This is a genomic window from Caulobacter hibisci, assembly GCF_016135805.1.
Lineage (GTDB): Bacteria > Pseudomonadota > Alphaproteobacteria > Caulobacterales > Caulobacteraceae > Caulobacter > Caulobacter hibisci.
Genome location: NZ_JADWOX010000003.1, coordinates 311,696 through 323,403 on the forward strand (window position 1 = coordinate 311,696; position 11,708 = coordinate 323,403).

Sequence of the window (11,708 nt, forward strand, 5' to 3'; positions counted from 1 at the left end):
GCCCGCGCGGGAGGGGGGAAATCCGCGCGGGCTCTGCAGAGAAAAGAGAGGGGTTCTCTTTGGAAGTCTGTCGGCCGACCGGCCCGCGATCGAGGGGGGCTGGGGGGGCTGTTCAGGATCCAGGACCGTGGGGTGTCCGATCAGCCGACACTGACTTTTTCGTCCGCCAAACAGGCGAGCGCAGGACCAAAACAAGGTCATTTCGTGGCCTAGTGGAGCTTGGATCGTCACTTCGTCGAACGATGTTGCGGTTTTGCGACGCTCGAGCCTGTCGGGTTCGGATGGCCAGCCGAACCCGATAAACAGGCTAGAAAATCAAAAACTTAAAGCGCGTTTGGCGGGCGAAACCGCTCACACTTTCGCCCAACGCGCTCGCATGGAAGGCTGATTTGGGGTTAGGATTCGTTGATGGCCCTGGATGCTCCCTCCCCCGTCGGCGGCGTCGTGTTCTTCGAGCGGCGCGAGATCGACCAGTTGCTGCGGCTGTACGGCCGGATGGTCGCGGCCGGCGAATGGCGCGATTACGGCATGGGCGGCGCGGCCGACCACGCGGCCTTCTCGATCTTCCGCCACGCCGCCGAGGCCCCGCTCTATCGCGTCGAGAAGTGGCCAGAGCTCTCCCGCAAGCAGGGCCAGTGGCTGGTGCGCGGGCAGGGCGGCGTGGTGCTCAAGCGCGGCCACGACCTGGCCCAGGTGCTGCGGCTGTTCGACAAGGGCAAGTTCAGGGTGGTCGAGTAGGGCTACGAAAAAGCCCCGGTGGAGCGATCCACCGGGGCTTCGTCGGTCTGTCCGGGATCAGGCCTTAGCGGCGGTCGCCCAGGAAGAAGAGCAGGAAGCGGAACAGGTTGATGAAGTCCAGGTACAGGTTCAGCGCGCCGTAGTTGGTGGCCACCGACTTGGCGGCCGCGTCGCCCCCGACCTGGTAGTAGGTCATCTTCAGGTTCTGCGTATCCCAGGCGATCAGGCCCGCGAAGATCAGCACGCCGATGGCGTTGATCGCGAAGACCAGCGGGCCCGACGGGAAGAACACCGACACGATCGAGGCCAGGATCAGGCCGACCAGACCGATGATCAGGAAGCTGCCGAAGGCCGACAGGTCCTTCTTGGTCGTGTAGCCCACCAGGCTCAGGCCGCCGAAGGCCGTGGCCGTGATCAGGAAGGTCGAGGCGACGCTGGCGCCGGTGAAGCGCAGCATGACGGTGCCCAGCGAGGCGCCGATCAGCGACACGATGGTCCAGTAGATCACGCCGGCGGTGCGCGGGGTGATCGACTTCATCACGAAGCCCGAGAACAGCAGGATGCCCAGCGGAGCGAAGGCGATGACGGTGCCCAGCAGGGTGTAGCCGACGCGGTTGCCGTTGACCTGGAACATGAGGTCGCGCACTGGCGGGAACGAGCTGGTCAGGAAGGCCAGGGCGGCCGACAGCAGCAGGCCCAGCGCCACCTTGTTGTAGACGCCGAGCATGAAGCTGCGCAGCCCGGCGTCAACCGACATGTCGGCGCGATCCGTCGGGATCGAGCGCGCATAGTCGCGGTTGAAGTCGTTCATCGAAGGAAGCCCTTTATGTTTCCGTCCCCGAGGGGGACACGTGTCAAATATCGTGTCGAACGGCGTCCTGCGCAAGGCGCCGCCGTACGGCCCGGCTCGAGCGACTGTAACAAAGCATGTCCAAGGTCACGGTCTGTTCCGGTTGGCGCGTCCTTTGGGGTTCTCGCGGGCGCGCGGGCCGTCCTAAATAGGCGCTCGAAGCCAGTCAGGAATCTTCATGGACTACGTCGAACTCGGCCGCACCGGCATCCAGGTCTCGCGTTGCTGCCTGGGCACCATGACCTGGGGCTCGCAGAACACCGAAGAAGAAGCCCACGCCCAGATGGACTACGCGCTCGAGCGGGGCGTGACCTTCTGGGACACCGCCGAGATGTACGCCAGCCCGCCGTCGCCGGAGACGCAGGGGCGAACCGAGCGCTACATCGGCACGTGGCTGGAAAAGACAGGGAGGCGGTCTGAAATCGTGCTGGCCTCGAAGGTGGCCGGCCGGGGCTCGGCCTTCGGCGGCCTCTCCTGGATGCGCGCCGACGGGGCGACCACCCGCCAGACCAAGGCCCAGATCGACGAGGCGGTGGAAGGCTCGCTGAGGCGGCTGCGGACCGACTATCTCGACCTCTACCAGCTGCACTGGCCCGACCGCGCCGTGCGGGTGTTCGGCGGCCAGACCTACAAGGACTATGACGACGACTACCAGCGCTTCGGCGACATCCTCGAGGCGCTGGACGTCCATGTGAAGAAGGGGACGATCCGGGCCCTGGGCGTCTCCAACGAGTTCCCCTGGGGCGTGATGAAGTTCCTGGCCGAGAGCGAGGCCAAGGGTCTTCCGCGCATCGCCTCGATCCAGAACGCCTATCACCTGGCCAACCGGGTGTTCGAGTTCGGCCTGGCCGAGATCGCCATGCGCGAGCAGGTGGGCCTGCTGGCCTATTCGCCCCTGGCCCAGGGCCAGCTGACCGGCAAGTATCTGGGCGGCCAGTTGCCGGAAGGCTCGCGCAAGGCCCTCTACAACCGCATGCAGCGCTATGAGGGCCCCGGCGCGCTGGAGGCCTTCACGGCCTATGTGGATCTTGCCCGCCGGCACGGCCTGGACCCGGCCCAGCTGGCCCTGAAGTTCGTCGACGCCCGCCCCTTCGTCACCGCCACCATTATCGGCGCGACGAGCCTGGACCAGCTGAAGACCGACATCGACGCCTTCGACGTGGATTGGACCGAAGAGCTGGAGACGGCCGTCAACGCCATCCACGCGACGCGGCCGAATCCTTGCCCGTGATCTAGCGGGGCTTGAACCTCCCCCTCTGGGGTAGGCGATCGCGTAGCGATCGGTGGGGGGAGATCGGTCGAAGCCTCATAAGCTGAAAACGTCCCCCCTCCGGCCCTCCGGGCCACCTCCCCCACAGGGGGAGGATCCCTTAAACCACCCCGCGCGCCTTCAATTCCGCCACCTTGTCCGCCGCCAGCCCGGCCACCTCCGCCAGCACCGCCTCGGTATGCTCGCCCAGCGTCGGGCCCGGCCATCGCACCCCGCCGGGGGTGTCGGTCAGGCGGGGGAAGGCGTTCTGCATCTTTACCTGGCCGAACACCGGGTGGGGCACCGAGACGATCGAGTCGCGGGCCTGGAACTGCGGGTCGGCCAGCATGTCGGGCGCGCGGTAGATGCGGCCGCAGGCCAGGCCGGCCGTCTCGAGCTTCGGCAGCAGGTCGTCGATGTCCTGGTCCAGGGTCCAGGCGGCGATGCGGGCGTCGAGCTCGGCCTGGTTGATCCCGCGAGCGGCGTGGTCGCGGTAGCGGGGGTCGTCGGCGAGGTCCGGCCGGCCCATCAGCTCGCACAGCCGCTTGAACAGGGTGTCCTGGTTGGCGCCGATCAGGACGAGTTCGCCCGAGCGGGTCGGATAGACGTTGGACGGGGCGATTCCGGGCAGCACGGCGCCCGAGCGCTCGCGGATGTAGCCCGTGAGGTCGTATTCGGTGACCAGGTTCTCCATCACCGTCAGCACGCTCTCATAGATCGCCGCGTCGACCACCTGGCCCTTGCCGGTGCGCTGGCGGGCGTGGAGGGCCATCATCACCCCGAGGGCGGCGTTGAGGCCCGACAGGCTGTCGCCGATCGAGATGCCGGCGCGGGCGGGATTGCGGTCGGGCTCGCCGGTGATGTGGCGCAGGCCGCCCATGGCCTCGCCGACCAGGGCGTAGCCGGCCCGCTTCGAATAGGGCCCGGTCTGGCCGAAGCCCGAGACCCGGGCCATGACCAGCCCCGGATTGATCACGGCCATGGCCTCGTAGCCCAGGCCCCACTTCTCCAGCGTGCCGGGGCGGAAGTTCTCGACCACGACGTCGGCCTTGGCGATCAGGGCGCGGGCGATGTCGCGGCCCTCGTCGGTGCGCAGGTCGATCGTCACCGACTTCTTGTTGCGGCCGATCACCGGCCACCAGGGCGACAGCCCCTTGGGCAGGGAGCGCCCCCACTGGCGCATCGGGTCGCCGGTCTTGGGATCCTCCAGCTTGATGACCTCGGCGCCGAAGTCGCCCAGCACCTGGCCGCAGAACGGGCCGGCGATCAGCTGGCCCATCTCGATCACGCGAACGCCCGCCAACGGCCCTTCGGTCATTTTGTTCCTCTCCCCGATCACGGAACCATCACGCGGCCGTGAACCTTCTTGCTGCCACACGGCGACGCGCGACGCCGACCCTTCTTGCCCAGAAAAACGCGCAGGGAAAGAAAGCCATGACCCGCAAGCTTCTCATCGTCGGCGCCGCCTTCGCCGCTCTCAGCCTCGCCGCCTGCGGCCAGAAGACCGAAGAGACCAAGGGCGCCGCCACCCCGGCCGAACAGGCCGCCACGCCGGACGCCAATCCGTCCGCCACCGTCCCGACCCCGGCCGACGAGGCCAAGGCTCCGGACTTCGCCGCCAAGGCCGCCGCCAGCGACATGTTCGAGATCGAGGCCGCCAAGGTCGCCCTGAAGCGTTCGACCAACGCCGAGGTCAAGAAGTTCGCCCAGGCGATGATCGACGCCCACACCGCCACCAGCGCCGGGCTGAAGGCCGCCATCGCCGCCTCGGGCGTCAGCATCACCCTGCCGACCGCCCTGCCGTCGGACCTGCAGGACAAGCTGGACGACCTGAACAAGGCCGACGCCAAGGACTTCGACAAGACCTATGCCGACGATCAGGTCGACGCCCACCAGGCGGCCCTGAACCTGCTGCAGCGCTACGCCCAGGACGGCGATGTTGCCGCCATCAAGACCTTCGCCGCCGAGACCGCGCCGAAGGTGCAAATGCACCTGAACGAAGCCGAGGGCCTGAAGAACGGCCTGAAGTAGGGTTCGGATCTAGTCTGAATACGGAAATCCCCCGGTCGAAAGGCCGGGGGATTTTTCGTGGGCGAAGCTCTCGTGGCCCCTTAATGGAAGTCATCGCCCGGACAAGCCGGGCGATGACTCTCTGTAAAGGACGGCTTCACTCGAAGCCCCCTCAGTTCCCCGCCTTCACGACGTTGTCGTCGCCGTTGCGGTCGATCACCAGGTTGTAGGGATCCACTCCCGCGAAGCGCGGAGCGACCTTCGTGACGAAGGTCAGGGTCTGGGTTCCGGTGCGGATCGGCCGGCGCTCGAAGGCGATGACGTTCTTCTGCTCGAAGCCCTTCTTGCCCGGCTCGGCGGTGAACAGGCCCACGTCCAGCACCTCGTTCAGCGGCGCGTTCGTCTCCTTGCCGCGACCGTCGGCGTACATCTTGCGGGCCTCGACCACGAGCGAGACGTCGTAGCGGCCGTCGGGACGCTTCTTCACCGTCGCGCTCTTGGTCTTCAGGTCGTAGAGCGTGATCTTCTCGAACAGGTCGGTGATCAGCGCCTGCTTGTCGGCCGGGACCTCGGCGCGGAGGATCCGCAGGAAGTCGAGCGTGGTCGGATAGGGCGCGCCCTTCAGGCCGTGCTCGGCGATCAGCTTGCGCAGGGCCCGGTTGACCGTCTCCTCGCCGACCTCGTGCTGCAGCCGGTACATGACCAGCGAGCCCTTGCGGTAGTGGACGTACTGCTGGTTCTCGACCCGGGCCAGCGGCTGCTCCTCCAGCACGTCGCCGCCGCGCGCGCGCAGGTAGCTGTTGAGCTCGAACTTCAGGAACTTGCGGATCTGGGCCTCGCCGTACATCCGCTTCATGACCATCAGGGCCGAGTACTGGGCGAAGCTCTCCGACAGCATGGTCGAGCCCTGCTGGTCGGCGCCGAGCACCTGGTGGGCCCACCATTGGTGACCGATCTCGTGGGCCCCGACATAGGTGACCATGTCGATCTTCTCGGGGTTGCGGTAGTCGGCGATGAAGAACATCGCCTCCGACCACGGGATGGTGCCGGCATAGGCCTGGGCGAAGCTCTGGTAGGCCGGGAACTCCAGGAAGCGCAGCTGCTTGAACTGATAGGGGCCGAACGCTGGCTGGTAGTAGTCGAGCGAGGCCTTCATAGCGCCGCGCATGCGCTCGATGTTCCAGGCGTGCTGGGGGTCGTAATAGACCGCCAGGTCGACTCCCTTGTAGGTCTCGCGGGAGACGGCGTAGCGGGCCGACTGGATCGACAGGAAGGGCAGGATCGGGGCGTCGGCGACGAAGCGCGCCGTGCGGCGGTCTTCGGCGCCGGACTTCCAGGTCCGTTCCGACACCAGGGTGCCCGGCGCGACCGGCGTCTGGTCGGCGTCGGTGGTGACGGTGATGTCGGAGGTCACGAAATCGGCGTCGTGGCGCAGGTAGTTGAACTGCCGGCTGGCCGCGTCGCCCAGCTTGGCCACCCGCAGCTCGGGCGGCAAACCGTACTTGCGACGCTTGGCGCGGTCCTGCAGCAGGCCCTCGCGCGACATGCCCAGGATCGGCGCGATCTCGAAGTTGTTGAGGAACGTGCCGTTGTCGACGACGCGGTTCTCGTTGCCGTTGTTCTTGAAGCCTTTCTGGCTGCGCTCGGTGATGAAGCTCATCCGGCGGGTCTCGCCGGGGGCCAGGGGGGTGTCGAAGGCGAAGATCCGGTAGTTGAAGCGGTCGAAGGTCTGCTTGGGCCGCGCGCCCTCGATCGACAGGCCGCGCACGACGAGGTCGCGGTCGAAGCGGACGTGGATCTCCTTGATCGGCGCGCCGGTCCTGTTCTGGAAGACATAGGCGCCCCGGGTCACCGCGCGCGGCTCGTGCGGGTGCAGGTCGACGTCCAGCTTCATGCCGGTGATCTTCGGCTGGGGCGTGTTCTCGTAAAGCAGCAGCGCCTTCTCGAAGTCGGCGGTCCAGCGCTCGTCGTCGAGATTGGTGCGGTACTCGTTCCAGACGTTGGTGTTGACGAAGATGAAGCCGCCCAGGCCGGCGAAGGCCGCCAGCAGCACGCCGAAGACGATCCCGTTGGCGCCGCGCAGGCGATAGGGCAGGCGCTTCAGCCGGGGCAGCAGCCGGGTCTCGGTGCCGCGCCGCCACAGGGCGTAGGAGACGATGGCCATCAGGGCGGCGAAGGCGATCCAGTAGGCGCGGAACCACCAAGCCCCGACCCAGAAGTCGCCCAGGCGGTTCATGTCCGAGAACGGCATGCCGGGCGCGCCGCTGTAGCGGTAGAGATTGTGCTGCAGGCCCAGGTTCACGAAGGTCAGCTCGGCGACGATGTAGACCACCATCAGGCCCCAGCCGATGAACTTGTGCGGGCTCAGCACCTGCAGGAACACCGCCAGCACCGCCAGCAGGATCAGGTCGACGGCCTGGGGCAGGACGTACCACAGCAGGTACTTGTCGAGCTCCAGCCGGAAATAGCCGTGGCCGATCTGGCTGATGACGGCGGCCAGAACGCTGACCAGCAGGGTCGACAGCAGCACCAGCGCGATGGCCGCGATCTTCGGGGCGGTGAACGACCAGTCGCCGACGGGAGTGGAATCGACGATCTCGTGAGTGCGCCGCTCGCGTTCGCGCCAGACCAGCTCGCCGGCGTAATAGATGGCGATGATCATCGGGATCAGGCCGAACGAGCCCATCAGCGGCAGCAGCAGGGCCCGGGTCACCGGATAGATGACGCCGCCATAGCCGGTGGCGTCGGTAGCGAACCACAGCGAACCGGCGGCGTTGAACAGCCCCAGCGCCAGCAGCACGAAATAGGCCGGGCTCTTGAACACCTGGCCCATGTCCAGGCGGGTGCGGGCGGCGAACTGGGTCCAGGCGGCGGCCCGGTCATGGCGCGGGGCGGGCAGGGGGCGCGGCGTGGGCGGCTGCTCGGCGTCGGCCCTGGCCTGCTTGCGCGACGGCTTCTTGGCGCCCGACAGCTCGGCCGACTGGAAGCGGAACAGGCCGTAGGCCAGGCCCAGCAGGCCGGCCGACAGGACCACCATGAAGACGCGGTTGAACAGCAGGGCGCCGGCCAGGGCCGGGATCACGGTGTTGCGCTCGCTGGCCGTCCAGTAGCGGGTCAGAAGGCTGAAGGCGCTGAGCCCGAGCGGGTCCCACATCGCCACGGCGTGCTCGAACTCGGGCTTGTCGAGGGCGATGTTGCCGATCACCCACAGCACCATGAAGCCGATGACGCCGACATAGGTCCACATCACCGAGCGGGTGATGGTGGCCAGGGCGAAGAACATCGCCGAGGTCAGCAGGATGTTGGGGACGGCCAGGGCGAGGTAGGAGAACAGGTAGGCGCCCGGCATGAACGGTCCGAGCATCTCCTTGTCGACCCACGGCATCAGCGAGCCGAGGAAGATCGCCAGCGGCACGGCCAGGAACGAGGTCGCCGCGGCCAGGAAGGCCCCGGTGAAGCGGCCGTAGAGATAGTCGAACTTGCCGATCCGCGTGGCCCGCAGGATCGGGCCGTAGCCGGTCTCGTCGTCGCGGACGATGACGTTGGCCACGAAGGCCGTCGTCACGAACATGTAGAACAGCGAGAAGATCAGCGCCGAAATCGACAGGGCGAACGGCCCGTTGCGGTGGTCGCTGGGGCCCAGGCCGATGCTGACCTGGGAAATGGTCGTGGCGCCGAACGCCAGCAGGAAGAACAGCACCGCCACCACCCAGAACACCGGGGAGCGCAGCTGGTAGCGGTACTCGAAGCCCGCGATCTTGCCGAACATGGTCCTCGCCCCCTAGGCCGCGCAGCGGGTCGTGGCGAGGGTCGAGAAATAGACGTCCTCGAGCCCGCCAGTGACGGGCGCGAAGCCCTGGCCCGGATCCTGGTCGGCGAGGATGTGGATGACGGTGCGGCCGCCCAGCAGCCGGGTCGAGATCACCTGGTGGGCTTTCTTGGCGTCCTCCAGCTCGGCCTTGTCGATGGTCTTCTTCCAGATCCGGCCTTCCAGCTGGCGGATCAGGTCGGTGGGCGCGCCTTCGCGCACGATGCGGCCGTCGCAGATGATGGCCATGGCCGGGCAGAGGTCGGAGACGTCCTCGACGATGTGGGTCGACAGGATCACCACCACGTTCTCGCCGATCTCGGCCAGCAGGTTGAGGAAGCGGTTTCGTTCTTCGGGGTCGAGGCCGGCGGTGGGCTCGTCGACGATGATCAGGCGGGGGTCGCCGATCAGGGCCTGGGCGATGCCGAAGCGCTGGCGCATGCCGCCCGAGAAGCCGGCGATGGCCTTGTTGCGGACGTTCCACAGATTGACCTGCACCAGCAGGCTCTCGACGGTGTCCTTGCGTTCCTTGCGGCCCGAGATGCCCTTCAGCACGGCCATGTGGTCGAGCATGTCGTAGGCGCTGACGCGGGGATAGACGCCGAAGTCCTGCGGCAGGTAGCCCAGCACGCGGCGCAGGGCCTCGGGATCCTTCAGCACGTCGATGTCGCCGAAGCGGATGTGGCCCGAGGTCGGGGCCTGCAGGGTGGCGATGGTGCGCATCAGGGTCGACTTGCCCGCGCCGTTGGGGCCGAGCAGGCCGTACATGCCGCGCGGGATGGTCAGGCTGACCTCGTCCAGGGCGCGCACGCCGTTGCCGTACACGTGCGTCAGGTTCTCGATGATCAGCATCGTCGCTCGTCGCCCCCTAGTGTTAACGCCACAGTCCCCAGTCCGTCATGACTCGATGGCGCAACCCGGGGCAAGTGAAAGAACGTTTAGGCGGTCGGGTTCCCGACGAACGCCGTTCGGGATGTCGTTTCGGGGCGGGGTTCCGATCAGTCGCGTTTGGGTCTAAGCAGGCGGCCATGACGACCTTCGCCTTCCCCCCGCCCGTGCAGGCTTCGGTTCCGGTGGAAGGAACCGACGCGGTCTTCCCGGTCCGGCGCATCCTCTGCGTGGGACGCAACTACGCCGCTCACCGCGCCGAGATGGGCGGCGACGAGCGCGATCCGCCGTTCTTCTTCGCCAAGCCGGCCGACGCCGTCGCGCCGCTGCTGGACGAGGTGCCCTATCCGCCGCGCACCGCCGACCTGCATCACGAGATCGAGCTGGTCGTGGCCCTGAAGTCCGGCGGCGCCGACATCGCCGTCGAGGGCGCCCTGGACCACGTGTTCGGCTATGCGGTCGGCGTTGATTTGACCCGCCGCGACCTGCAGGGCGCGGCCAAGGCCAAGGGCCAGCCCTGGGAAGCCGGCAAGGCCTTCGACCACTCGGCCCCGATCTCGGCCATCCGCCCGGCGGCGGACGCCACGCTGGACGGGTCGATCTGGCTGACCGTCAACGGCGTGCAGCGCCAGACCGGCCTGATCGCCGACATGATCTGGAACATCCCCGAGATCATCGCCGAGGCCAGCAAGCTGTGGACCCTGGCGGCCGGCGACCTGATCTTCACCGGCACCCCCGAGGGCGTCGCCGCGGTGGTCAGGGGCGACAGGATCGTCGGCGAGGTCGACGGCGTCGGCGCCCTGGCCTTCACCCTGGTCTAGAGGGAGCGCTCGGCCGTGACCCTGACGCTGTTCGGCTACTGGCGGGCGGCCGCGCCCTATCGCGTCCGCATCGGCCTCAATCTCAAGGGCCTGGCCTATGACCAGAGCCCGGTGAACCTGCTCAAGGGCGAGCAGCGGCAGGGGCCGTATCTCGACCTCAACCCGCAGGGGCTGACGCCGGCCCTGGCGCTTAGTGGCGATGGCGGCGACGGCGTGGTGCTGACCCAGAGCCTGGCCATTCTCGAATGGCTGGACGAGACCTATCCTGACGCGCCGCTGCTGCCGGCCGATCCGCTGGGCCGGGCGCGGGTGCGGGCCATGGCCATGACCGTCGCCTGCGACATCCATCCGCTGAACAATGTCCGCGTCACCGGCGAACTGGCCGCCCGCGGCCAGGATGAGCCGGCCCGCCGCGCCTGGATGGCCCGCTGGCTGGCCGAGGGCTTCACCGCTCTCGAGACCGCGATCGCCGCCCACGGCGGAACCTACGCCTATGGGGATGCGCCGAGCCTGGCCGACATCTGCATCGTGCCGCAGGTCTATGGCGCGCGGCGCTTCGAGATCGACCTTTCGCCCTATCCGACCCTGGTCGCGGCCGCCGATCGCGCCGCCGACCATCCCGCCTTCGCCGCTGCTCACCCCAGCCTCCAGCCGGACGCCGCCGATGCTTGAAGACCTGAAACTCAACAACGCCAACTGGTCCAAGGGTAAGACCGAGGTCGACCCCGCCTTCTTCAAGCGCCTGGAGAACCAGCAGAGCCCCGAATATCTGTGGATCGGCTGCAGCGACAGCCGGGTGCCGGCCAACGAGATCGTCGGCCTGGATCCGGGCGAGCTGTTCGTCCACCGCAACGTCGCCAACCTGGCCCCGCCGCAGGACGCCAACTACCTGTCCGTCCTGCAGTTCGCGGTCGACGTGCTGAAGGTCAAGCACGTGATGGTCGTCGGCCACTATGGCTGCGGCGGCGTGGCGGCGGCCATCGACGGCAAGCGCCGGGGCCTGGTCGACCACTGGCTGCACCCGATCCGCGAGGTCCACGCCGAGCACAAGCACGAGCTGGAAGCGATCCCGGAAGAGCGCGACCGCCTCAACCGCCTGTGCGAGCTGAACGTCATCCGCCAGGTGCGCAATGTCGCCTCCGACGTCTTCGTGCAGGACGCCTGGGCGCGCGGCCAGAGCTTGGCCGTGCATGGCTGGGTCTATTCGCTGTCGAACGGGTTGGTGACGGATCTCAACGTCGGCATCGCAAGCCTGGACGACTATGAGCGCGTGGTCGCGGGCTGAAGGCTTAGATCCTCCTCCGCTGGGGGAGGTGGCCCTGAGGGCCGGAGGGGGCGGCGCCG

Annotated in this window: 10 protein-coding genes; 6 read left to right on the top strand and 4 right to left on the bottom strand. The window is 67.6% G+C overall.

The window, feature by feature from the left end; all coding sequences use genetic code 11:
- The first annotated feature begins 408 nt into the window (after nt 1-408).
- Nucleotides 409-738, top strand: a complete 330-nt coding sequence (locus tag I4Q42_RS07570) for a DUF2794 domain-containing protein (protein WP_198575443.1) — start codon at nt 409-411, stop codon at nt 736-738.
- Nucleotides 739-802: 64 nt separating this feature from the next.
- Here I4Q42_RS07570 and I4Q42_RS07575 read toward each other — a convergent pair whose 3' ends face one another.
- Nucleotides 803-1,549: a Bax inhibitor-1/YccA family protein gene (locus tag I4Q42_RS07575; RefSeq protein WP_198575444.1), complete on the bottom strand. Its 747-nt coding sequence runs from the start codon at nt 1,547-1,549 to the stop codon at nt 803-805.
- 217 nt (nt 1,550-1,766) lie between these two features.
- Here I4Q42_RS07575 and I4Q42_RS07580 point away from each other — a divergent pair, with 217 nt between their 5' ends.
- Complete coding sequence (locus tag I4Q42_RS07580) at nt 1,767-2,819, top strand: aldo/keto reductase (RefSeq protein ID WP_198575445.1); 1,053 nt, start codon at nt 1,767-1,769, stop codon at nt 2,817-2,819.
- Nucleotides 2,820-2,958: 139 nt separating this feature from the next.
- On the opposite strand, the gene I4Q42_RS07585 is transcribed toward I4Q42_RS07580, so the two are convergent.
- Nucleotides 2,959-4,155 carry a CaiB/BaiF CoA transferase family protein gene (locus I4Q42_RS07585; RefSeq protein WP_198575446.1) on the bottom strand — a complete coding sequence of 399 codons (1,197 nt, stop codon included), beginning with the start codon at nt 4,153-4,155 and terminating at the stop codon, nt 2,959-2,961.
- A 116-nt stretch (nt 4,156-4,271) separates the two neighbouring features.
- Between I4Q42_RS07585 and I4Q42_RS07590 the strand changes: the two genes are divergently transcribed.
- Complete coding sequence (locus I4Q42_RS07590; RefSeq protein WP_198575447.1) at nt 4,272-4,868, top strand: DUF4142 domain-containing protein; 597 nt, start codon at nt 4,272-4,274, stop codon at nt 4,866-4,868.
- Between the two features lie 151 nt (nt 4,869-5,019).
- On the opposite strand, the gene I4Q42_RS07595 is transcribed toward I4Q42_RS07590, so the two are convergent.
- On the bottom strand, nt 5,020-8,616 hold the full coding sequence (locus I4Q42_RS07595) for an ABC transporter permease/M1 family aminopeptidase (protein ID WP_198575448.1): 3,597 nt from the start codon (nt 8,614-8,616) through the stop codon (nt 5,020-5,022).
- A 12-nt stretch (nt 8,617-8,628) separates the two neighbouring features.
- A complete protein-coding gene (locus I4Q42_RS07600) occupies nt 8,629-9,507 on the bottom strand; it encodes an ABC transporter ATP-binding protein (RefSeq protein ID WP_198575449.1) in 879 nt (292 codons plus the stop codon).
- A 176-nt stretch (nt 9,508-9,683) separates the two neighbouring features.
- Here I4Q42_RS07600 and I4Q42_RS07605 point away from each other — a divergent pair, with 176 nt between their 5' ends.
- Genes I4Q42_RS07605 through I4Q42_RS07615 form a run of 3 tightly spaced genes read left to right on the top strand, consistent with a single transcriptional unit; the run spans nt 9,684 to nt 11,649 of the window.
- Nucleotides 9,684-10,364: a fumarylacetoacetate hydrolase family protein gene (locus tag I4Q42_RS07605; protein WP_198575450.1), complete on the top strand. Its 681-nt coding sequence runs from the start codon at nt 9,684-9,686 to the stop codon at nt 10,362-10,364.
- A 15-nt stretch (nt 10,365-10,379) separates the two neighbouring features.
- Nucleotides 10,380-11,036 carry a maleylacetoacetate isomerase gene (gene maiA / locus I4Q42_RS07610; protein WP_198575451.1) on the top strand — a complete coding sequence of 219 codons (657 nt, stop codon included), beginning with the start codon at nt 10,380-10,382 and terminating at the stop codon, nt 11,034-11,036.
- Nucleotides 11,029-11,649 (top strand): carbonic anhydrase, encoded by a 621-nt coding sequence (locus tag I4Q42_RS07615; RefSeq protein WP_198575452.1) that lies wholly within the window; start codon nt 11,029-11,031, stop codon nt 11,647-11,649. Before maiA ends, I4Q42_RS07615 begins: the two co-directional genes overlap by 8 nt.
- Nucleotides 11,650-11,708 lie beyond the last annotated feature (59 nt).

Excerpts from the sequence above, each read along its gene's own strand:
- I4Q42_RS07575 (WP_198575444.1), bottom strand. The coding sequence starts at position 1,549 with ATGAACGACTTCAACCGCGACTATGCGCGCTCGATCCCGACGGATCGC.
- I4Q42_RS07590 (WP_198575447.1), top strand. The coding sequence starts at position 4,272 with ATGACCCGCAAGCTTCTCATCGTCGGCGCCGCCTTCGCCGCTCTCAGC.
- I4Q42_RS07570 (WP_198575443.1), top strand. The coding sequence starts at position 409 with ATGGCCCTGGATGCTCCCTCCCCCGTCGGCGGCGTCGTGTTCTTCGAG.
- I4Q42_RS07605 (WP_198575450.1), top strand. The coding sequence starts at position 9,684 with ATGACGACCTTCGCCTTCCCCCCGCCCGTGCAGGCTTCGGTTCCGGTG.
- I4Q42_RS07585 (WP_198575446.1), bottom strand. The coding sequence starts at position 4,155 with ATGACCGAAGGGCCGTTGGCGGGCGTTCGCGTGATCGAGATGGGCCAG.
- I4Q42_RS07615 (WP_198575452.1), top strand. The coding sequence starts at position 11,029 with ATGCTTGAAGACCTGAAACTCAACAACGCCAACTGGTCCAAGGGTAAG.
- I4Q42_RS07580 (WP_198575445.1), top strand. The coding sequence starts at position 1,767 with ATGGACTACGTCGAACTCGGCCGCACCGGCATCCAGGTCTCGCGTTGC.
- I4Q42_RS07595 (WP_198575448.1), bottom strand. The coding sequence starts at position 8,616 with ATGTTCGGCAAGATCGCGGGCTTCGAGTACCGCTACCAGCTGCGCTCC.
- I4Q42_RS07600 (WP_198575449.1), bottom strand. The coding sequence starts at position 9,507 with ATGCTGATCATCGAGAACCTGACGCACGTGTACGGCAACGGCGTGCGC.